At 64.4% G+C, this 19,791-nt stretch carries 19 protein-coding genes and 1 pseudogene; 6 read left to right on the top strand and 14 right to left on the bottom strand.

The genetic code is table 11. From position 1 onward, the window contains the following. Window positions 1-14: 14 nt before the first annotated feature. From B5X78_RS00575 to purB, 3 genes and pseudogenes are all read right to left on the bottom strand, one after another. Window positions 15-1,226: pseudogene (locus B5X78_RS00575) on the bottom strand (ribosomal protein uL16 3-hydroxylase); the annotation flags it as partial. 46 nt (window positions 1,227-1,272) lie between these two features. Then, window positions 1,273-1,671 carry a VOC family protein gene (locus B5X78_RS00570; protein ID WP_079722560.1) on the bottom strand — a complete coding sequence of 133 codons (399 nt, stop codon included), beginning with the start codon at window positions 1,669-1,671 and terminating at the stop codon, window positions 1,273-1,275. Window positions 1,672-1,722: 51 nt separating this feature from the next. Then, on the bottom strand, window positions 1,723-3,090 hold the full coding sequence (gene purB, locus B5X78_RS00565) for an adenylosuccinate lyase (RefSeq protein ID WP_079722559.1): 1,368 nt from the start codon (window positions 3,088-3,090) through the stop codon (window positions 1,723-1,725). Between the two features lie 126 nt (window positions 3,091-3,216). Between purB and B5X78_RS00560 the strand changes: the two genes are divergently transcribed. After that, window positions 3,217-4,647 (top strand): class II fumarate hydratase, encoded by a 1,431-nt coding sequence (locus B5X78_RS00560; RefSeq protein ID WP_139381336.1) that lies wholly within the window; start codon window positions 3,217-3,219, stop codon window positions 4,645-4,647. A gap of 103 nt (window positions 4,648-4,750) precedes the next feature. On the opposite strand, the gene B5X78_RS00555 is transcribed toward B5X78_RS00560, so the two are convergent. Genes B5X78_RS00555 through B5X78_RS00530 form a run of 6 tightly spaced genes read right to left on the bottom strand, consistent with a single transcriptional unit; the run spans window position 4,751 to window position 8,668 of the window. Continuing rightward, entirely contained in the window at window positions 4,751-5,284 is a 534-nt protein-coding gene (locus tag B5X78_RS00555) for a DUF2884 family protein (protein WP_079722558.1), read from the bottom strand. A gap of 2 nt (window positions 5,285-5,286) precedes the next feature. Further along, window positions 5,287-6,132 (bottom strand): DUF4097 family beta strand repeat-containing protein, encoded by an 846-nt coding sequence (locus tag B5X78_RS00550; protein WP_079724353.1) that lies wholly within the window; start codon window positions 6,130-6,132, stop codon window positions 5,287-5,289. Window positions 6,133-6,186: 54 nt separating this feature from the next. Then, on the bottom strand, window positions 6,187-7,167 hold the full coding sequence (locus tag B5X78_RS00545) for an ABC transporter permease (protein WP_079722557.1): 981 nt from the start codon (window positions 7,165-7,167) through the stop codon (window positions 6,187-6,189). Next, the gene (locus B5X78_RS00540) at window positions 7,164-8,051 is read right to left on the bottom strand and encodes an ABC transporter ATP-binding protein (RefSeq protein ID WP_079722556.1); all 888 of its coding nucleotides are present in this window, start codon (window positions 8,049-8,051) and stop codon (window positions 7,164-7,166) included. Before B5X78_RS00540 ends, B5X78_RS00545 begins: the two co-directional genes overlap by 4 nt. Then, the gene (locus tag B5X78_RS00535; RefSeq protein ID WP_079722555.1) at window positions 8,051-8,413 is read right to left on the bottom strand and encodes a GntR family transcriptional regulator; all 363 of its coding nucleotides are present in this window, start codon (window positions 8,411-8,413) and stop codon (window positions 8,051-8,053) included. Before B5X78_RS00535 ends, B5X78_RS00540 begins: the two co-directional genes overlap by 1 nt. Before the next feature lie 3 nt (window positions 8,414-8,416). After that, window positions 8,417-8,668: a hypothetical protein gene (locus B5X78_RS00530; RefSeq protein ID WP_079722554.1), complete on the bottom strand. Its 252-nt coding sequence runs from the start codon at window positions 8,666-8,668 to the stop codon at window positions 8,417-8,419. A 157-nt stretch (window positions 8,669-8,825) separates the two neighbouring features. On the opposite strand from B5X78_RS00530, the gene B5X78_RS00525 reads away from it, so the two are divergent. From B5X78_RS00525 to B5X78_RS00505, 5 genes are all read left to right on the top strand, one after another. Beyond that, a complete protein-coding gene (locus B5X78_RS00525; protein ID WP_229731038.1) occupies window positions 8,826-9,359 on the top strand; it encodes a glutathione peroxidase in 534 nt (177 codons plus the stop codon). Between the two features lie 73 nt (window positions 9,360-9,432). After that, complete coding sequence (locus tag B5X78_RS00520) at window positions 9,433-10,368, top strand: FKBP-type peptidyl-prolyl cis-trans isomerase (RefSeq protein ID WP_079722552.1); 936 nt, start codon at window positions 9,433-9,435, stop codon at window positions 10,366-10,368. Window positions 10,369-10,396: 28 nt separating this feature from the next. Beyond that, entirely contained in the window at window positions 10,397-11,749 is a 1,353-nt protein-coding gene (locus B5X78_RS00515) for a UDP-glucose dehydrogenase family protein (protein WP_079722551.1), read from the top strand. After that, a complete protein-coding gene (locus tag B5X78_RS00510; protein ID WP_079722550.1) occupies window positions 11,739-11,984 on the top strand; it encodes a SlyX family protein in 246 nt (81 codons plus the stop codon). Before B5X78_RS00515 ends, B5X78_RS00510 begins: the two co-directional genes overlap by 11 nt. 54 nt (window positions 11,985-12,038) lie before the next feature. Beyond that, entirely contained in the window at window positions 12,039-12,707 is a 669-nt protein-coding gene (locus B5X78_RS00505) for a DUF2058 domain-containing protein (RefSeq protein ID WP_079722549.1), read from the top strand. A gap of 29 nt (window positions 12,708-12,736) precedes the next feature. Here B5X78_RS00505 and B5X78_RS00500 read toward each other — a convergent pair whose 3' ends face one another. The 5 genes from B5X78_RS00500 to B5X78_RS00480 all read right to left on the bottom strand — a co-directional run bounded on the left by B5X78_RS00500 (window position 12,737) and on the right by B5X78_RS00480 (window position 19,729). Then, complete coding sequence (locus B5X78_RS00500) at window positions 12,737-13,909, bottom strand: MFS transporter (RefSeq protein ID WP_079722548.1); 1,173 nt, start codon at window positions 13,907-13,909, stop codon at window positions 12,737-12,739. A 186-nt stretch (window positions 13,910-14,095) separates the two neighbouring features. Beyond that, on the bottom strand, window positions 14,096-14,734 hold the full coding sequence (locus tag B5X78_RS00495) for an autotransporter outer membrane beta-barrel domain-containing protein (protein WP_139381335.1): 639 nt from the start codon (window positions 14,732-14,734) through the stop codon (window positions 14,096-14,098). Between the two features lie 221 nt (window positions 14,735-14,955). Continuing rightward, window positions 14,956-17,643, bottom strand: a complete 2,688-nt coding sequence (gene metH / locus B5X78_RS00490; protein WP_079722546.1) for a methionine synthase — start codon at window positions 17,641-17,643, stop codon at window positions 14,956-14,958. Between the two features lie 80 nt (window positions 17,644-17,723). After that, a complete protein-coding gene (locus tag B5X78_RS00485) occupies window positions 17,724-18,803 on the bottom strand; it encodes a homocysteine S-methyltransferase family protein (protein WP_079722545.1) in 1,080 nt (359 codons plus the stop codon). Continuing rightward, entirely contained in the window at window positions 18,800-19,729 is a 930-nt protein-coding gene (locus tag B5X78_RS00480) for an ArsR/SmtB family transcription factor (protein ID WP_079722544.1), read from the bottom strand. Before B5X78_RS00480 ends, B5X78_RS00485 begins: the two co-directional genes overlap by 4 nt. Between the last annotated feature and the right edge of the window lie 62 nt (window positions 19,730-19,791).

The raw sequence follows: 19,791 nt of genomic DNA, 5'->3' as shown, positions 1-19,791 counted from the left end.
TTCTGTCAGCGGCCATCGTCCATGTCTGGCTCGTCCTCGTCCAGCGCCAACTGGTAGTGGCCCTGCGCCATCAGGGCGAAGACCGCGTCACGTCCAGCCTGCGAGAGCGACTGGTACAGCGGTCCATCGATGCGTTCGGCCTGGGCCAGTCGTTGCGCGTCCTTGACCGGCAACGTGTAGTCGACGCCACTGCAGAACAAGGTGGCCTGCTTGCGCGCGCGCCGCCAGGCCAGACGCGAGAACGGATGGCGCAACAACTGCGCGCCCTGCTCCAGATCCCACTCCACCTCGATGCGCGAGCGCTGGGTGGGCGCGGGCGCCACATCGCCGGAAGCGCGGTAGGTCGTGATGAAGCGGCCAAACCAGTCGCCCAGCTTGTCCGGGTCGTTCATGCGCAGGGCATTGAGCGCCTCGACCACGCGGGTCATCGCGACCGCGTCGATTTCGTAGGGATCCTGCGGCGGGGTCAGGTCTTCGTCGTGGTAGCGGATGGCCTCGTCGGCGTCGCAGACCAGCGTGTCCAGATAGTCGCTGATCAACTCCGAAGCGGCCGGTGCGCGCATGCCGACCGAGATGGTCAGGCAGGGATTGACCGCCACGCCGTGGTGCGGCACCTCCGGCGGCAGATACAGCATGTCGCCCGGGTTGAGCACCCACTCATGGCTGGGCGTGAACTCGCGCAGCAGTTTGAGTTCCACGTCGTCGCGGAAACCCAGCGGCGGATTGGGTCCGGCATCGATCATCCATTTGCGCTGGCCCTGGGCCTGCAGCAGGAACACATCGTAGTGATCCACGTGCGCGCCGACCGAGCCGCCGGTGGCGGCGAAGCTGATCATGATGTCGTCCAGTCGCCAGCGCGGCAGGAACGGAAAATGGTCGAGCAGGGCGCGGACGTCCTGGTCCCACTTGTCGACGTCCTGCACCAGCAGGGTCCAGTCGTGATCGGGCATGCCCGGGAAGTCTTCTTCCTGGAACGGACCGCTGCGCAGGCTCCAGGCATCGTTGGCGCGGTCATGACTGACGATGCGCGCCAGCACGCCTTCCTCGCAGGCCAGGCCGGCGAGATCCTCGGGCTGGATGGGTGATTGGAAATGCGGAAAGGCATTGCGGATCAGCAGCGGCCGCTTGTGCCAGTAGTCGCGCATGAAAACGGCGGGCGTCATGCCCAACGGCGGCAGTTGGGAGGCGTCGATTTCGATGGGCAGCGCGGTCTTGCGGCGGGTCATGGCGGTACTCGGTAATACGGAAAAGGGAAGGGAGTCGCAGCGACAATCAGCTGGCTATCTCATCGTAGCCACGCCCGGTGAACTGCAGCAGGCACCAGCCATGACCCCAGGGATCATGGAGGGTGACGATGCGGCCCCAGGCGGCGTCGCGGATGGTGGTCTCGGCGCGCAGGCCGGCGGATTCGGCGGTGCGCAGCGCAACGTCCAGATCCGGCACGACCACATCCAGATGGATGGGCGTCCAGTGCCGCTGGTAGTGGCGCGGCTGTGCTGCGGTGCCTTCGCTGCCGGCGTCGGCCAGCAGCAGGTAGATGGGCGCCTGCGCGCCCAGCAGTTCGCGCGCCGCATGGCCGAACCGACGCCCTGGCGTCAGGCCGAAGGCGCGTCGATAGAGCGCTTCGGCGGCGTCGAGATCCGGCACATCGATGTTGATCAACAGGTCCATCGGCAGTTAGGTCACCGGGTGATGGCCCTGGCTGGCGACGCCCGGGCTGGATCAGATCGCGCGCGCCAGGCGTTCGGCCAGGCCCACATACGACCCTGGCGTCAGGTCGCGCAAGTTCTGCTTAGCTTCTTCCGGCAGGTCCAGGGTTTCAATGAAGCGGCTCATTGACTCGGCGGTGATTCCCTGACCTCGGGTAAGCGCCTTGAGCTGTTCGTACGGGTTGGGCAGGCCATGGCGACGCATGACCGTCTGCACCGCTTCGGCCAGCACTTCCCAACTGGCGTCGAGATCAGCCTGCAGGCGTTCCGGCGAGACGGTCAGCTTGCCCAGGCCCTTGAGCAGGGAGTCCAGGGCCACCTGGCTGTGGCCAAACGCCGTGCCCAGCGCGCGCAGGACGGTGGAGTCGGTCAGATCGCGCTGCCAGCGGCTGATCGGCAGCTTGGCGCTGAAATGCTCGAACAGCGCGTTGGCCAGGCCGAAATTGCCCTCGGCATTTTCGAAGTCGATCGGGTTGACCTTGTGCGGCATGGTGGACGAGCCGACTTCGCCTTCCTTGAGCTTCTGCTTGAAGTAGCCCAGCGAGATGTAGCCCCAGATATCGCGCGCCAGATCGATCAGGATGATGTTGGCGCGGCGCGCGGCGTCGCCGATCTCGGCGACGTTGTCGTGCGGCTCGATCTGGGTGGTGTAGGGATTGAAGACCAGGCCCAGGCTCTCGACGAAGCGCTGGGCGAACTGCGGCCAGTCCACCTGCGGATAGCTGATCAGGTGGGCGTTGTAGTTGCCGACCGCGCCATTGATCTTGCCGGTGATTTCCACCGCGGCAATCTGCGTGATCTGGCGATCCAGGCGGGCCACCACGTTGGCGATCTCCTTGCCCAGGGTAGTCGGCGAGGCGGTCTGGCCATGGGTGCGCGAGAGCATCGGTGCCGCCGCCTGGGCATGGGCCAGGCTGCGCAACTGGCTGGCGACGTTGCGCAGACTGGGCAGCAGCACGTCGCGGCGCGCCTTTTCCAGCATCAGCCCGTAGCTGAGGTTGTTGATGTCTTCGCTGGTGCAGGCGAAATGCACGAATTCGAGCGACGGCGCCAGTTCGGCATCGTCCTTCAGGCGTTCCTTGATGAAGTACTCCACCGCCTTGACGTCGTGGTTGGTGGTGCGTTCGATGTCCTTGACGCGGGCGGCATCGGCGACCGAGAAGTCCTCGGCCAGGGCGCGCAGGCGCGCGGTGGCGGCCTCGGAGAACGCCGCCAGTTCGCTGATGCCGGGCTCGGCGGCCAGGGCCAGCAGCCATTCCACTTCCACCTTGATGCGCGCGCGGATCAGGCCGTACTCGGAAAAAATCGGGCGGAGGGCGTCGACCTTGGCGGCATAGCGGCCATCGAGCGGAGACAGGGCGAGCAGGGCGGATTCCGACATGGGCTTGGGGGCGCTGAAAGGGAGCGTTCTAGTTTACCGCGAGACGCGTCGGGACCCGCTTGGCGTATCCTCGAAGGCTCGCCAGCGGCCGGTCCTTCGGCGCCAGCCGCCCCCAAGGAGACGGTGATGAGCAAGACTTCCGCCGCGGGTCGTACCCGCATCGAGCACGACAGCATGGGCGAGTTGCGGGTTCCCGCGCAGGCCTTGTGGGGTGCGCAGACCCAGCGCGCCGTGCAGAACTTCCCTATATCCGGCCGACCGATGCCGCGCGGTTTCATCCGCGCGCTGGGATTGATCAAGGCCGCCGCCGCCGACGTCAACGCCGGCCTGGGCCTGTTGCCGGCTGGCGTGGCCCGCGGGGTGCGGGCAGCCGCGCTGGAAGTAGCCGCGGGTGAGCATGACGCGCACTTCCCGATTGACATCTATCAGACCGGCTCCGGCACCTCGAGCAACATGAATGCCAACGAGGTCATCGCCAACCTGGCCACCCGCGCAGGCAAGGGCGGAAAGGGCGGCGTACACCCCAATGATCACGTCAATCTGGGCCAGAGTTCCAATGACGTAATCCCCACGGCGATCCGGGTGTCGACGCAACTCGCGGTCGTTGAAGACCTGCTGCCGGCGATCAAGCACCTGCGCAAGACCATCGATGCGCGTGGGCGCCAGTTGGCGCGGGTGGTCAAGACCGGGCGCACCCACTTGATGGATGCCATGCCGTTGACCTTTGGCCAGGAATTCTCCGCCTGGTCGGCGCAGTTGGCTTCGGCCGAAGGGCGCTTGGACGACAGCCTCAAGCGTTTGCGCCGGTTGCCGCTGGGCGGTACCGCCATCGGCACCGGCATCAATGCCGATCCGCGCTTTGGCCCGCGCGTGGCCAAGGCCCTGTCAACGCTGACCCGCACTCGTTTTGAAAGCGCCGGCAACAAGTTCGAAGGCCTGGCCGCGCAGGACGATGCGGTGGAAGTGTCCGGTCAGCTCAGTGCCTTGGCCGTGGCGTTGACCAAAATCGCCAACGACCTGCGCTGGATGAATGCCGGGCCGCTGGCGGGGCTGGGTGAAATCGAATTGCCAGCGCTGCAGCCGGGCAGTTCGATCATGCCGGGCAAGGTCAATCCGGTGATTCCGGAAGCCACGGTCATGGCCTGCGCGCAGGTGATGGGCCACCACACAGCCATCACGGTCGCGGGGCAAACGGGCAACTTCCAGCTCAACGTCACCCTGCCGTTGATTGCCGCCAACCTGCTGGAGTCGATCCAGTTGCTGGCCAATGTGTCGCGGCTGCTGGCCAACGACGCCATCGCCGGCCTGAAGGTTCGCCAGGATCACATCCAGCAGGCGCTGGGCCGCAATCCGATCCTGGTGACCGCCTTGAATCCGGTGATTGGTTACGAGAAGGGCGCGGCGATCGCCAAGCAGGCCTACAAGGAAAACCGGCCGGTGCTCGATGTGGCAAAGGAAGTGACCGGCCTGCCGGAGAAGACGCTGAAGGCCTTGCTGGACCCGGCCGTGCTGGCCAAGGGCGGCATCCATGGCAAGCCGGGTGGCGGTGGCGGCTGACCCGTCGCGGGCCAGGCACCGCCGTCCATGAAAAAACGGCGTGGCGCCTTTGATGGGCGCCACGCCGCAGGTTTCAAACAGCGGCTCGCACCGCCTGACGGACTCAGCCTTCGTCCTCGTCCTTGCCGCAGTCGTCGATGTCCTGCTGGTCGATGTTCGCGTAAGGGCGGAACTCGGGCAGCTGCGCGGCCAGGGCATCCTGGGCCTTGCGCAAGCCGCTCAGGTGCGTGCAGATCTGCTTGGCTTTCGCCTCAATCTGCTTGGCCTCGGCTTCGACTTTGTTGCCGATCTGGTCGGTATCGCCGGACAGCACGCCGCGCATGGCTTCGCCCACGGCCTTGCCGGCCAACTGCGCGCCTTGCTTGCCGATCGCGATGCCGGCCTGGGTGATGCCATCCAGTTCCTTGTAGTAGGCCGTCGTCAATGCGCGTTGCTGCGCATCGAGCGAAACCGCCTTGCCATCGATGGTGAGGTCGCCGTTGGCGCTGATCGTCGCCTTGGGTACGCCGTCGGACTGCAGCGTCAGCACGCCGTTGCCCAGACGGGCGATTTTTCCGGTATCGGTATTGACGGTGGTGTCGGGCTTGCACGCGGCCAGCGCCAGTACCAGCGGGATCATCAGCAGTGCACGTTTCATGGTCAGTCCCCTTGATGGTTTTTCGGCAGCGAGACTTCGCCGGCAACTCCGGTGTGCCGGACGCCACCACTGCCGATCTTGTCAACTTTCAGGCCACCGCGCACATCGCGCACGTCGACGTCACCGGAACCGATGCTGCCGACCCAGACCTGGCCGCCTACGCCGCTCAGGGTGGCGTTGCCGGAGCCAATGGATTTGATGCGCACGTCACCCGTGCCGCGCTCGAGATCGAAGTCGCCGGATCCGATGTCGCCCACGTCCACCGAGCCGCGGATGCCATGAGACTCGATGTCACCGGAGCCGATGGTGATGACCTTCAGCGAGCCGGCGTCATCCACTTCGATGTCACCCGAACCCACTTCGGCGGCGACCAGTCCGCGGGTGTTACGCACGCGGGCATCACCGGATCCCACGTCGGCGCTGACAATGGCCGCACCGCTGATTTCGGCATCGCCGGAACCCACGATCAACTGCACCGGCAGGTTGTCGGGCAGGCTGCCCGTCACATCCAGATAGGCGTAGTGATCGCCAAACAACTTGAAGGTGGGGCCGGCGCGATGCAGCTTGACCAGCAGCTTGTCGCCCTGCCGGGCCTGGGTGACGGTCAGTTCTTCCAGTGCCTTGGCGTCGTAGGCGCAGGCGCGGCCGGTGATCTGGCCCTTGGCGCCAGCACTGGCGTTCAGGCGCAGGTCGTGCGATTCGACTTCAAACACGACCGCCTTGACGCCAGCCAGGTCCAACGCAAGCGTGCGTGGCGCGCTGTTGGCGCAGGGCTGGGTAGCCAGGGCGGTGAGGGGGCTCAGCAGGCCCAGGCTTGCGAGGGTGACGAACTTCTTGCGTGAAAGCATGGCGTACTCCGGGATCAAAACAAAGGCGCCGGGACTTGCCCGGCGCCGGTTGGATTATTCGCTTTCGCGCCAGCGGCGCAGGTAGATGGCCGCGACAATCAACGCAGCACCGACTGCGGCGCCGATCCACAAGTCCGCCGTAGCGAAAGCCTGCCAAGTCTGGCTCATGTCGACGACGCGGGCGACGTCATCTGCGCTGTGAACGTCCACATTGACAGCCTTGGCATGCACTTCGGGCAATGCGTATACCGACATCGGATTCACGCTCAGCAGGCCGCGATAGACCACCACGTACCACAACATGCCGAACGGGAAGTCGAAGTGGCTTGCGCTGCCCACGATGGCGGCGACCAGGCTGATCATCATGCAGGCCAGCACCGGCACCAGCACCGCCCACAGGAAGGGCAGGCGACGGGCCCAGGCCGAGCAGAACATCAACCAACCCACCGCCGGCAGCGCCCACAGCGCATACACCGGGATGACCGCGAGGATGTTGACCAGCATGCGCAGCGGATGCGAGTGGGTCACCACGGCCCAGGCCGAAGGCAGTCCGTTGATCGCGGCGGTGATCGAGGTGATGCCCCACAGGGCCACACCGATGACGGCGCCCACGGCCATCGCCACGATCGGTGCCAGCAGCAGCGCCCAGGCGACCTTGGACAGCACGGTGTGGGTGTCGCTGACCGGCATCGACTTCCAGAACAGCACGCTGCGGTCGCGGCGGTCGTCGTAGAGCGAGCCCAGGCTGTAGAAGAACACGACGAACGAGAGCACGGTCATGGCCAGGCCGATGCCGATCAGCAGCGACACATCGCCGGCGTAGCCCAGCGCCTGCGGCGTGATCGAATCACCGGCGCCGCCATGCTCGGAATGCATGACCGTGGCCAGGCCCATGCCGATCAGTGTCATCACCAGGAAGATGGCGCCGGTGATGGCGGGCGCCCAGACAAAGCCGCCGCGGTTTTCCCAGAATTCGCGCTTCAACAGCCACTTGAAGGCCGTGCTTTTCGGTGCATGCACAGTGGTGGTGTTCATGCGTAGGTTCCTTTCATGATGGCGACGAAGAGATCGGCCAGGCCGGGATTGCGTGTCTCGCCCAGTTGCGCGAGCGAGGCGCGGCTGGCGCCGTCATACAGCAACACGGTCTTGCCGAAGGGCAGGGCGCGCTCGTCGATCGGACGCAGGGCGCGGGCTGCTTCCACTTGATCGGCGGAAACCAGCAGTTCGGTGTAGCGCTCGGCCACGTCTTCCATCGGCGCGGTCAACACGATCTTGCCGTCGCGGATGAACATCACGTCGGTCAGGATGTGCTCGATTTCCTCGACCTGGTGGGTGGTGACGATGATCGTCTTCTGCTCGTCGAAGTAGTCTTCCAGCAGGCGCTGGTAGAACTGCTTGCGATACAGGATGTCCAGGCCCAGGGTGGGTTCGTCCAGCACCAGCACCTTGGCGTCGATGGCCATCACCAGCGCCAGATGCAGCTGCACGATCATGCCCTTGGACATCTCGCGCACGCGCAGGTTGGGCTTGAGCTGGGTGTTGGCGATGAAGCGTTCGCACTTGGCGCGGTCGAAGCGCGGATGCACGCCGGCGACGAACTCGATGGCTTCCTTCACCCGGATCCAGCGCGGCAGCACGGCCACGTCGGCGATGAAGCAGACATCATTCATCAGCAGATCGCGGTCCTTGCGCGGGTCCAGGCCCAGCACCTTCAGGTCGCCTTCGAAGGGCGTCAGGCCGAGCATGGCTTTCAGTGCCGTGGTCTTGCCTGCACCGTTCGGGCCGATCAAGCCGACGATGCGGCCAGCCTGGATCTCGAAGCGGGTATCGTCCAGGGCCAGCTTGTTCTTGTACGCCTTGCGCAGTCCGCGGGCAGAGACCACGGTGTTGGGCGTCTCGTGGTGGGTGACGGCACTCATTACTTGTTCCCCTTGGCTTTGAGCAGTTCTTCCATAGACAGGCCTAGACGCTCGATGCGTTCGGCCACGGCCGGCCATTCGTCGTGCAGGAAGCGCTCGCGCTCACTGGTGAGCAGCTTGTTGGAGGCTTCGTTGGTCACGAACATGCCCAGGCCGCGACGCTTTTCCACGATGGCTTCGTCAGCCAGCTCCTGATAGGCGCGGGAAACGGTGATCGGATTGAGCTGGTATTCGGCCGCCACCTGGCGGACGGACGGCAGGGCATCGCCTGGTTTGAGGACACCGTCTAGCATCATGGCAATCACGCGATCCTTGAGTTGGCGATAGATGGGAGCGCCATCGCTCCACTGGATGTCGGCCATAAGTCAGCCCCGGGGGCGCAGCGACTGCGCAAAAGAGAAATAGGGCATCGACAGGGTGGCGCGGGCGCGGCGGCGCGGTTGCGCTTCTGCGACCTCGGCGCTGGTGTCGATGGTGGATTCGATGCCGGCCAGCGGACTGCCATCCTTGGCGCTCGGCTGCAGGCGGGCTTGAGGGTCGACGCAGAGCAGACCCAAGGTCAGCAATGCGCCACTGGCTGCCAGGCCGGACAGTGTGTTGAGCAGTTTCGGGTTCATCGGGCCCCCCCTTCATTGGGTGAGTGGTGTTGTATTGAACTATAACACCAAATCACAGGCCGTCAACTGCCTTGGGCACTTTTCCCACCCAACTAAAGGCATACTTCCCCCGCACGCATTCCGGAGCGCTCAAATGAATCGCAAATATTTGATTGGTATGGGTTTGATGGCCACGGTCGCGGTAGCCGCGACGGCCTGGGCGGCCACTTTGCTGGACGTGAGCTACCGGCCCCTGGCAGGAAAGGAGCCGGTCAAGCTGAACGAAAAATACGGCGGTGAGGTGCTGCTCATCGTCAACACCGCGAGCAAATGCGGTTTCACGCCGCAATACGAGGGTCTGGAGGCGTTGCAGCAGAAATACGCAGGGCAGGGCTTCGCGGTGCTGGGTTTCCCGTCCAACGACTTCAAGGGACAGGAACCAGGCAGCGAAGCGCAGATCCAGGAATTCTGCACGCTCACCTACGGCGTCAAATTCCCCATGTTCGAAAAAGTCCACGTGATCGGTCCCGACGCGACGCCGCTGTATCGATCACTGCGTGCGAGCACCGGGGTGGAACCCGGCTGGAATTTCCACAAGTATCTGATCGGTCGCGACGGCAAGGTGGTGGCGAATTTTCCGAGCAAGGTCACGCCACAGGACCCGGTGCTGGTGGCTGCAATCGAGCGCGAACTGAAGGCGCCGCGCAAGTGACGATGCACCTGCGGGTAGCTTGCATGCGACAATATTGGTTTGGCGCCAACGGGCGCCCGACAGGAGTAGTGGCATGAAGCGGTCGGTTCGCGGCATTGCCGCATGGGCGGCAATCACGGCAATGGTGTTGGGAGGTAGCGTGTCTGCACAGGAAAAAACGGCGCTGGTCACTGAGCGCGACAAGGTCAGCTACGCCTATGGCGTGCGCGTGGGTCAGGCATTCGAAACCATCGCCGAATTCATCGATCTGGATGCTTTCGAGCGCGGTCTGAAGGGTGCGATGGAAGGTGGCAAGCCGCCGCTGACGCAGGACGAGGCGATGGCCACGGATCAGGCGCTGCGCGTGAACCTGGCCGTCAGCCAGGGCCAGCACATTCCGGGCATGCCGCCGGGCAGCAAGCCGCCGGCCGTCGACAAGACCAAGGTCGGTTTGATGCTGGGTGGCATGGCGGTCGGTCCGTCGCTGGCCGCAGTCAAGCAGGACATCGACGTGGCGACGCTGATGCAGGCTGCGCGTACGCGCCTGCCGGGCGCCGGCAAGGCCTTGATGTCGGACACCGACGCCGAGTCGCAGCTGCAGGCATTTGAAACCGCCATGCAGGCGCGCGCCGGCCAGCGCAATCGCGAGGAAGGCAACAAGTTCCTCGCCGGCAACAAGACCCAGAAAGGTGTGATCACCACGCCGTCCGGACTGCAGTACATGGTGCTGCGCGAAGGCAACGGCGCACGTCCGTTGCCCAGCAGCCGCGTGCGCGTGAACTACGTCGGCAAGTTGCTCAATGGCAACACGTTCGACAGTTCCTACGATCGTGGCCAGCCGGTGGAGTTCAGCCTGACCCAGGTCATTCCCGGCTGGACGGAAGGCGTTGCGCTGATGCCGATTGGCGCCAAGTACCGTTTCTGGATTCCCAGCGACCTGGCCTACGGCCCCAGCGGCGCGCCGGGCGGCTCGATTCCTCCGGACGCTACGCTGACCTTTGACGTCGAATTGATGGGCATTCTGCAATAACTGTAGAAATTTTCAGCGGAAGCACAGCATGCGAGTAGCAATTTTCGGCACGGGCTATGTAGGCCTGGTCACCGGTACCTGCCTGGCGGAAGTCGGCCACGACGTCATTTGCGTGGACATCGACGCCGCCAAGGTGGAAGGTCTGAACAACGGCATCATCCCGATCTATGAGCCCGGGCTGGAGCCGATGGTCAAGGCCAACCATGCTTCGGGCCGACTGCACTTCACTACCGATGCCGCCAGCGCCATTTCGCACGGGGAGATCGTCTTCATCGCGGTCGGCACGCCACCGGATGAGGATGGCAGCGCGGATCTGCAGTACGTGTTGGCCGTGGCCCGCACCATCGGCCAGCACATCGAGCGCTCGACGGTCGTCGTCGACAAATCGACCGTGCCGGTGGGCACCGCCGACCGCGTGCATGCGGCGATTGCCGAACAGCTGCGCGCGCGCGGCGTGGAAGTGCCGTTCGAAGTGGTGTCCAATCCGGAATTCCTGAAGGAAGGTGATGCGGTCAACGACTGCATGCGCCCGGATCGCATCGTCATCGGCGCCAGCAGCCCGCAGGCGGTGGACAAGCTCAAGCGACTCTATGGTCCGTTCAATCGCAATCACGAGCGCATCGTGGTGATGGACGTGCGTTCGGCGGAGCTGACCAAGTACGCGGCGAACGCCATGCTGGCCACCAAGATCAGCTTCATGAATGAAATCGCCAACATCGCCGAGCGGGTGGGCGCCGATATCGAGCACGTGCGTCACGGCATTGGTTCGGACCCGCGCATTGGCTGGCATTTCATCTATCCCGGCGCCGGCTATGGCGGCTCTTGCTTTCCCAAGGACGTGCAAGCCCTGGCCCGCACCGCGCAGCAGCATCAGTACCAGCCGCGCCTGCTCGATGCGGTGGAAGCGGTCAACGAAGCGCAGAAGGGACACCTGTTCGAATTGATCCAGCGCCATTTCGATCTGGGCGAGGATGAAGGCGTGCGCGGCCGCACCTTTGCGGTGTGGGGCCTGGCCTTCAAACCCAATACCGATGACATGCGTGAAGCTTCCAGCCGTCGCCTGCTGGCGCAACTGTGGGAAGCCGGCGCGACGGTGCGTGCTTACGATCCGGAAGCGCACGAGGAAGCCAAGCGCATCTTTGGCGAGCGTGACGATCTGGTGCTGTGCGACTCCGCCAACGCCGCGCTCGAGGGCGCCGATGCGCTGGTCGTGGTCACCGAGTGGAAGCAGTTCCGCAGCCCGGATTTTGGCCGCCTCAAGGCGACCTTGAAGGACGCCGTGATCTTCGACGGCCGCAACCTGTACGAGCCCGGTGACGTCGAGCAGGCAGGCCTGGCCTATTACGGCATCGGCCGCGGACGTTCCGTCCATGCCCGCTGAACCCGCGCCGGATTTGTTCCTGCAGGATCGCCTGGAACAGCGCCTGGTCGAGCTGGAAACCCGGCTCGCCTTCCAGGAGCACGCAGTCAACGAGTTGAGCGAGGCGCTGGCCGATGCCCGCGCCGAAAGTGGCCGCAATGCCGCGTTGTTGATGAACCTGCTCTCCGACCTGCGCAAGCTGCGCGGCGACCTGTATGCCGATGCGGCGGACGAGCCACCGCCGCCGCATTATTGATAGGCTTGCCTCTGCGCCTGTTCGCGCACGTCCCGCACTGACCCGTATTCCGCAATGACTGATTCCCTCCGCGATCAACTCCTGGGGCTGGGCTTCAAGCCCGCGCCGAAACCCGAGCGCAAGCCTGAGCGAAGGCCTGACCGCAAGCCGGACGGCAAGCGCCATGAGGGCAAACGCCAAGACGGCGGCAAGCGTCCGGCGCATGCCGCCGGGGCGGCGAAGGGGCCGCATTCGGGTCAGCCACGGAATGCCGGTGCCAAGGCAGGGGGCCAGTCGCGCCCTGCACGCGTGGCCGGCGGCGAGATGGATCTGGCCAAGGCCTATGCCATCCGCGCCCAGAAAGAAAAAGATGAGCGCATTGAAGCCGAGCGAATCAAGCAGGAAGAGGCGCGACTGCGTCGCGAAGCCAAGGCGAGGCTGGAAGTCCTGCTGAAGGATCAAGGCCTGAACGATGCGGGTGCCGAAATTACCCGACACTTTCCGTACGGCGGAAAGATCAAGCGCATCTACGTCAACGAAACCCAGCTCAAGGCGCTCAATGCGGGTGAGCTGGGCGTGGTGCAGCTCAATGGCCGCTATCTGTTGGTGACAGCCGCCATGCTGGCCGAAGCCGAAGCCGTGTTCGCACCCTGCGTGGCGCTGAAGGTGGATCCGGATGCGCCGGCCGCCGACGATCCGTACGCCGATCCGCAATTCCAGGTGCCGGATGATCTGGTCTGGTGAAACAGCCGTGGGCCGCGCGCAGCCGCGGCCTACTGAGCGGCGCTGACCGGATTCCTGGCCAGCCAGCGCCAGGCAATCAACGAAGCCAGCAGTGCAAAGCCGCCCGCAGCGGCAAACGCGACGCTGCCGCTGAATCGCCAGAGCTGGCCTGCGAGCAGCGCGCCGATCACGCCACCCACGCCTGACGACAGGCCGTAGAACACGCCCTGGCCGTGACCATTGAGGCGGCCGGGAAAGAACCGCGCCAGCAATTGCATGACCGCCGCAAAGAACGCGCCGAAGTTCAGCGCATGGGTCAGCTGCGCCAAGCCCAGCAACCAACCGTTGTCGGGCCATAGCGCCGTCGCCCACCAGCGCAACGCCGCACTGAACATGGCCAGGGCCATGACCTTGCCGGCATCCCAGCGTCGGAAGATGCGCGCGGACAGGAAGAACACCGCGATCTCGGCCAGCACGCCGACGGTCCAGAACATGCCCAGTCGCGAAGCGGAGTAACCGTGCTCGCTGAGGTAAATGGAAAAGAACGTGTAGTACGGGCCGAACGATACCTGGGTCAGGAAGGCCGCCACCAGGAACGCAATCACCTGCGGCTGTTTCAATCGTGCACGGAAACCTTGCTGGTCGTAGTGCAAGCCTTCCGTCGGCGGGTGTTCGTAATGGTTGGCATACGCCGACACCAGCAGGCCGATCATGATGGGCAGCATCAGCCATGGCAGCTGCTCCGGGCCCCACCAGTCCAGCAACGGTCCAAACGCCGCTACCACGGTGATGAAGCCAATTGAACCCCACACCCGGACATGGCCGTAGCGATGCGGTTGATTGCCGAGATGGCTCAAGGTGATGGCTTCGAACTGCGGCATCACCGCGTTGTAGCTGAAGCAGAACGCGCACATGACCACGAACAGACCGATGAACTTCAGCGGCAGCAGGAACACGCTGAAACTCAGCAAGGTCAGCCAGCAGCCCGCGTGCAGCCAGCGAATCGGACGCGACGAGCGCCCGGCCAGGGTGGACCAGGTACTGGGCGCAACGATGCGCGTGCCGTACCACAGGCTCATCAACACGCTGATCGCACCCACCTGCATTCCACGCGATTGCAGGAACAGTCCCCAGTACGGAGTGAAAGCACCGAGCGCCGCGTAGTAGGCGAAGTAGAAGCTCGACAGTCGCAACATCGGTGGCGATGAAGCAGGCGGGTTCATGCGGCCCTCCCGGCGACGATTTGCTGGCGTCGCCAGGTGCTTGCACAGTGGGGGAATGTCAGGCTCATGCAGCGGTGCTGGGAGAGGGCAGGGGGATCGTGGACAAAGCCGCCCGTGTTTGCAATCGCTACAACGCACAAGGCCCGGAGAACCGGGCCTTGTGACGTTCAACAATCCAGGAGTCGATCAGAAGCTGGCGCGCACGCCCACCTGGTAACCCGAAGCGTCGCGGCCGTAGTTGTACTGGCCGACGATACCCCAGGTCTTGGTGAAGGAGTATTGCGCACCCAGCTCGGCGCCGAACTCGCCCGAGGTCAGCTCACCCTGCGTGTAGTTGACCTTGGCCCAGCCTTCCAGCTTGTCGGTCATCATGCCGTCCACGCCCACCGCGAAACGCACGGCTTCGCCGTTGACGCGCTCGTGCTTGCCCTTGCGGTCGATGGAGACGCGGTCGCTGAGGTAGCTGGTTTCCACCAGCAGGTCGGTCTTCTCGTTCAAACCGTAGTGCGCGCCCACGCCGACGTCGTAGGTGCGCTGCTTGGCATTGATGCGCACGCGCTCGTTCGCGACGTGGGCGGTGGCGGTGTCGTTGCCCTGGCCAAAGCCGCCGAACAGGTAGAACGGCGATTCACCCAGTTCGACCGAACCCTTCAGGTAGTAGCCCTTGGGGCGCATGTCCTGCAGGCTCTTGTCGTTCATCGTGGAGCCGGTGTCGAGCTGGGTCTGCGCGTAGCCGAACTCGACGCTGTTGTAGTTGATTTCGCCTGCGGAGGCAGCAAACGAGGCCGCCGAAATGGCGAGCGCCAGCAAAAGGGTTTTCTTCATGAAGGGAGTCCAGATATCCAGTAAGCGCCGGTGTGGCGGCGAGGCATCCTAGGATTCGGACTCGGGCGAAACAATGCGGTTGCACGCAGTATTAGCTGATGAACATTTGCGCGACGACGAGAACTTTCACAGTTGCATTGACTTGGTTTTCGCCATGCGTTGCCGTCGGCTTGATTCAGTGGCGATCAGTAATTCCAAAGAGATTTCGAAAGCTGGCTGACTCATTCAGGGTCATAGTCGAGATTCGATGCCAACCAGCGTTCGGCTTGCGCCAACGGGACGCCTTTGCGCCGCGCGTAATCTTCCACCTGTTGCTTGGAGACACGGCCGACGACGAAGTACTGACTCTGCGGATGACTGAAGTAATAGCCGGACACCGCCGCCGTCGGAAGCATGGCGAAGCTCTCGGTCAGCTGCATGCCGGCACGGCTTTCCGCGCCCAGCAGCTCGAACAGCGCCGCCTTCTCGCTGTGTTCCGGACAGGCCGGATAACCCGGTGCAGGGCGGATGCCGGCATAGGCCTCGGCCACCAGGGCGTCGTTGTCGAGCGATTCGTCGGCCGCGTATCCCCAGAACTCCGTGCGCACGCGTTGATGCAGACGCTCGGCAAAGGCTTCGGCGAGGCGATCGGCCAGCGCCTTGAGCAGGATCGCGTTGTAATCGTCGTGGTCGGCCTCGAAGCGCGCCACGTGCTCGTCGATGCCGATGCCGGCGGTGACGGCGAATGCGCCGATCCAGTCCTGCTTGCCGGTCGAGGCGGGCGCGATGAAATCCGCCAGGCAGAAGTCCGGTCGTTCGACCGGCTTGTCCACCTGCTGGCGCAGGAAGCACAACGCGCGGGTGGCGCCATCGACCTGCACCTGCACGTCATCGCCCACCGCGTTGGCCGGCCACAGGCCGAACACGCCCTTGGCGGTCAGCCAGCGCTCGCTGACGATGCGATCCAGCATGGCGCGCGCGTCGCGATACAGCTCGCTGGCCTGCGGTCCCACCACTTCGTCGGTCAGGATGGCCGGGTACTTGCCCGCCAGTTCCCACGCCTGGAAGAACGGCGTCCAGTCGATGTACTCGATCAGTTCGGCCAACGGGTAATCATCGAAGGAGGTGATGCCGGGCTGATTGGGCGCCGGTGGGGTATAGGATTCCCAGCCGCCTTCGAAGCGCTGGCCGCGCGCCTTCTCCAGCGTGACCAGGCGTTTGGCATCGCCGCGGTTGCGGTGGCGCTGGCGAATCTCGGCGTAGTCGGCATCGTTGGCGGCGACAAAACCCTCGCGCATGTCGCGCGAAATCAGCGACTGCGCCACGCCGACCGCGCGCGAGGCGTCCTTCACCCAGACGGTGGGGGCGTCGTAGTGCGGATCGATCTTCAGCGCGGTGTGGGCACGTGAGGTCGTGGCGCCGCCGATCAACAACGGCATGGAGAAGCCCTGGCGCTGCATTTCGCGCGCCACATGGGTCATCTCTTCCAACGAGGGCGTGATCAGGCCGGACAGGCCAATCAAGTCGGCGTTCTCGGCCCGTGCGGCGTCCAGGATCTTCTGCGCCGGCACCATCACGCCCAGATCGACCACATCGAAGTTGTTGCAGGCCAGCACCACGCCGACGATGTTCTTGCCGATGTCGTGTACGTCGCCCTTGACCGTGGCCATGATGATCTTGCCGTTGGACTTGCCGACGTCGCCGCTGCGGAGCTTTTCTTCCTCGATGTACGGCAGCAGATAGGCCACGGCCTTCTTCATCACCCGCGCTGATTTCACCACCTGCGGCAGGAACATTTTGCCGGCGCCGAACAGGTCACCGACCACGTTCATGCCGTCCATCAGCGGCCCTTCGATGACATCGAGCGGACGCGTGGCCTGCTGGCGGGCTTCCTCGGTATCGCCTTCGACGAAGGCATCGATGCCGTGGACCAGGGCATGGCTCAGGCGCTCGCGCACGCTCTTGTCGCGCCAGGCCAGATCCTCGACCTTGGCTTCGCCCTTCTTGCCCTTGTAGCGGTCGGCAATCTCCAGCAGGCGCTCGGTGGAATCCTTGCGGCGATTGAGGATCACGTCCTCCACGCGCTCGCGCAGTTCCGCGTCAAGGTCGTCGTAAATCGGCATGGCGCCGGCATTGACGATGCCCATGTCCATGCCCGCCTGGATGGCGTGGTACAGGAACACCGAATGGATCGCCTGGCGCACCGGCTCGTTGCCGCGGAAAGAGAACGAGACATTGGATACGCCGCCGGAGACATGGCAGTGCGGCAGCGTCGCTTTGATGATGCGGGTGGCTTCGATGAAGTCGACCGCGTAGTTGTCGTGTTCCTCGATGCCGGTAGCGACGGCGAAGATGTTCGGGTCGAAAATGATGTCTTCCGGGGGGAAGCCCACCTGCTCGGTCAGGATGCGATACGCGCGCGTGCAGATCTCCACCTTGCGCGCACAGGTGTCGGCCTGGCCGGTTTCGTCGAACGCCATCACCACGGCGGCGGCACCGTAGCGGCGCACCTTGCGGGCATGCTCCAGGAACGCTTCTTCGCCTTCCTTCAGCGAGATCGAATTGACCACGCCCTTGCCCTGCAGGCATTTGAGGCCGGCCTCGATCACGCTCCACTTGGACGAATCCACCATCACCGGGATGCGGGCGATGTCCGGCTCGGAGGCGATCAGGTTGAGGAAGCGCACCATCGCTTTCTCGGAATCGATCAGGCCTTCGTCCATGTTGACGTCAAGGATCTGCGCGCCATTGGCCACCTGCTGGCGCGCCACGTCCACGGCTTCCTCGTAGCGCTCTTCCTTGACCAGCTTGCGGAACTGCGCACTGCCGGTGACGTTGGTGCGCTCGCCGACGTTGACGAACAGCAGGTCGGGGGTGATGACCAGCGGTTCCAGGCCGGAAAGACGGGTATGGCGCGGAGAGGTGTTCATGCGATGGCATCCATGTCGCTACCCGCCGTGGCGGGATTGGCTGCAATAAGAGCGAGGGAAAAGGTCACGGGCCGCTGCACTCAAGCCGCGTCGGCCAGGCGTTGCGGCAGTCGGCGCGGCGCAAGACCGTGCACGGCGTCGGCAATGGCGCGGATGTGCGCTGGCGTGGTGCCGCAGCAGCCGCCGACCAGGTTGAGCAGGCCGGATTGGGCGAACTCCTTGAGCGTGTCGGCCATTTCCTCCGGCGTCTCGTCGTACTCGCCGAACGCATTGGGCAGGCCGGCATTGGGATGGGCGCTGACGTAGCTGTCGGCGATTGTGGCCAGGGTTTCCACGTGCTCGCGCAGATCCTTGGCGCCGAGCGCGCAGTTCAGGCCGATGGCCAGCGGCTGGCTGTGCGCCATCGAGGTGTAGAACGCCTCGGCAGTCTGGCCCGAGAGCGTGCGGCCGGAGGCATCGGTGATGGTGCCGGAGATCATCACCGGCAAACGGGCGCCGCGCACGTCGAAGACTTCCTCGATTGCGAACAACGCCGCCTTGGCATTGAGGGTGTCGAAGATGGTCTCGACCATGATGATGTCCGCGCCGCCATCGATCAGGCCGTCGATGGCCTCGCGGTAGGTGCCACGCAGTTCGTCAAAGCTGGTGTTGCGGAAGCCCGGGTCGTTGACGTCCGGGCTGATCGAGGCCGTGCGGCTGGTGGGGCCGAGCACGCCAATCACAAAGCGCGGCTTGTCCGGCGTGGTCGCCTCGATGGCGTCACAGCAGTCGCGGGCGACTTGCGCGCCGGCCTTGTTGAGTTCGTAGACCAGGTGCTCGAGATGGTAGTCGGCCTGGCTGACCGCCGTGGCGTTGAAGGTGTTGGTTTCCACCAGATCCGCGCCCGCTTCCAGATAGGCGGTATGCACGCCGGCGATGATCTCGGGCTTGGTCAGCAGCAACAGATCGTTGTTGCCTTTCAAATCGTGACCGCAGTTGCCGTGGCCGTCGTGCTGGCTGTCGAATCCTTCGGCGAAACGCTGGCCGCGGTAATCGTCTTCCTGCAGGCCGTGGCGCTGGATCATGGTGCCCATCGCGCCATCGATGATCAGGATGCGTTCGCTCAGCGCCTTGAGCAGTTTTTCGGCGCGCTCGGGATGCAGCCAGGGCAGGGTGATCATGGTTTGACTCCCAACAGCGAAATGACTTCGAAATGCGGCGGACGCCGTTCGCGGGTCACGGCTTCGGCATTGGCCACTTCCAGTCCGGCCTTTTCCGCGAATCGCCGCAGTTCCTTCTCGGTGAAACCCAGGTTGACGTGACCGTACGATTCCACCACGGCGCGATGCTCATGCTTGGCCAGGCTGCTCAACAGCAGGCGCCCGCCACGGCGAAGCACGCGCGCCGCCTCGGCGACCGCTTGCGCAGGCCGGCTGGCATAGGTCAACGCGTGCATCAGCACGACCAGGTCAAAGCTCTGGTCCTTGAAGGGAAGCGCATGCATGTCGCCCTCGCGCACTTCCACGTTTTCGAAACGACGAAGGCGCTCGCCAGCGGCCGCGACCACGCGGGCGCTGGTATCCACGCAGACATAGCGGTGGGCATGCGGCGACAGCAGCTCGGCCAGCACGCCGTCGCCGGAAGCGATGTCCAGCACGTCGCCGGTTTCCAGCAGCGGCAGCGCGGTGCGCGCCAGGGCTTCCCAGGTGCGGCCCGGCGAGTAGTGGCGTTCCATGTCGCCGGCCACCGAGTCGGCCCAGTTCTGGTCGGACGCGCGGCTGGCCAGCACCGTGGCCACGCGCTCGGCGTCCTGACGCAGCAGGGGATCATCGCTGCCTTCCTTCAGGGCGCGCCACAGGTCCCGTTGTGCCGGGTCCAGCTTGTCCTCGTCGAAGCGGTAATAGGCCGAAACGCCGGCGCGGCGGTCGCGCACCAGCCCGGCTTCCTTGAGTTTGGCCAGATGAGTGGAGACCCGCGGCTGGGCGAGCTGGGTGATGCCGGAAAGCTCGGCCACGGTCAGTTCCTCGTTCGCCAGCAATACCAGCAGGCGCACGCGGGTGGCGTCGGCAAAGACCTTCAGCCGGGTCGACCAAGCTTCCAGATCCATAAATATCTTCCTATCGCGATATAAAGATATTGTCCTGCCAACAGGGCTTTCCGGTCAAGCCG

The organism is Pseudoxanthomonas indica (genome assembly GCF_900167565.1).
GTDB lineage: Bacteria > Pseudomonadota > Gammaproteobacteria > Xanthomonadales > Xanthomonadaceae > Pseudoxanthomonas_A > Pseudoxanthomonas_A indica.
Note: the sequence above shows the minus strand (reverse complement) of the source record. Positions and strands in the feature narration are given on the sequence as shown.

What these genes read in the sequence shown, in the direction of transcription:
- B5X78_RS00570 (WP_079722560.1), bottom strand. Translation starts at nt 1,671, where the DNA reads ATGGACCTGTTGATCAACATCGATGTGCCGGATCTCGACGCCGCCGAA.
- purB (WP_079722559.1), bottom strand. Translation starts at nt 3,090, where the DNA reads ATGTCGGAATCCGCCCTGCTCGCCCTGTCTCCGCTCGATGGCCGCTAT.
- B5X78_RS00560 (WP_139381336.1), top strand. Translation starts at nt 3,217, where the DNA reads ATGAGCAAGACTTCCGCCGCGGGTCGTACCCGCATCGAGCACGACAGC.
- B5X78_RS00555 (WP_079722558.1), bottom strand. Translation starts at nt 5,284, where the DNA reads ATGAAACGTGCACTGCTGATGATCCCGCTGGTACTGGCGCTGGCCGCG.
- B5X78_RS00550 (WP_079724353.1), bottom strand. Translation starts at nt 6,132, where the DNA reads ATGCTTTCACGCAAGAAGTTCGTCACCCTCGCAAGCCTGGGCCTGCTG.
- B5X78_RS00545 (WP_079722557.1), bottom strand. Translation starts at nt 7,167, where the DNA reads ATGAACACCACCACTGTGCATGCACCGAAAAGCACGGCCTTCAAGTGG.
- B5X78_RS00540 (WP_079722556.1), bottom strand. Translation starts at nt 8,051, where the DNA reads ATGAGTGCCGTCACCCACCACGAGACGCCCAACACCGTGGTCTCTGCC.
- B5X78_RS00535 (WP_079722555.1), bottom strand. Translation starts at nt 8,413, where the DNA reads ATGGCCGACATCCAGTGGAGCGATGGCGCTCCCATCTATCGCCAACTC.
- B5X78_RS00530 (WP_079722554.1), bottom strand. Translation starts at nt 8,668, where the DNA reads ATGAACCCGAAACTGCTCAACACACTGTCCGGCCTGGCAGCCAGTGGC.
- B5X78_RS00525 (WP_229731038.1), top strand. Translation starts at nt 8,826, where the DNA reads ATGGGTTTGATGGCCACGGTCGCGGTAGCCGCGACGGCCTGGGCGGCC.
- B5X78_RS00520 (WP_079722552.1), top strand. Translation starts at nt 9,433, where the DNA reads ATGAAGCGGTCGGTTCGCGGCATTGCCGCATGGGCGGCAATCACGGCA.
- B5X78_RS00515 (WP_079722551.1), top strand. Translation starts at nt 10,397, where the DNA reads ATGCGAGTAGCAATTTTCGGCACGGGCTATGTAGGCCTGGTCACCGGT.
- B5X78_RS00510 (WP_079722550.1), top strand. Translation starts at nt 11,739, where the DNA reads ATGCCCGCTGAACCCGCGCCGGATTTGTTCCTGCAGGATCGCCTGGAA.
- B5X78_RS00505 (WP_079722549.1), top strand. Translation starts at nt 12,039, where the DNA reads ATGACTGATTCCCTCCGCGATCAACTCCTGGGGCTGGGCTTCAAGCCC.
- B5X78_RS00500 (WP_079722548.1), bottom strand. Translation starts at nt 13,909, where the DNA reads ATGAACCCGCCTGCTTCATCGCCACCGATGTTGCGACTGTCGAGCTTC.
- B5X78_RS00495 (WP_139381335.1), bottom strand. Translation starts at nt 14,734, where the DNA reads ATGAAGAAAACCCTTTTGCTGGCGCTCGCCATTTCGGCGGCCTCGTTT.
- metH (WP_079722546.1), bottom strand. Translation starts at nt 17,643, where the DNA reads ATGAACACCTCTCCGCGCCATACCCGTCTTTCCGGCCTGGAACCGCTG.
- B5X78_RS00485 (WP_079722545.1), bottom strand. Translation starts at nt 18,803, where the DNA reads ATGATCACCCTGCCCTGGCTGCATCCCGAGCGCGCCGAAAAACTGCTC.
- B5X78_RS00480 (WP_079722544.1), bottom strand. Translation starts at nt 19,729, where the DNA reads ATGGATCTGGAAGCTTGGTCGACCCGGCTGAAGGTCTTTGCCGACGCC.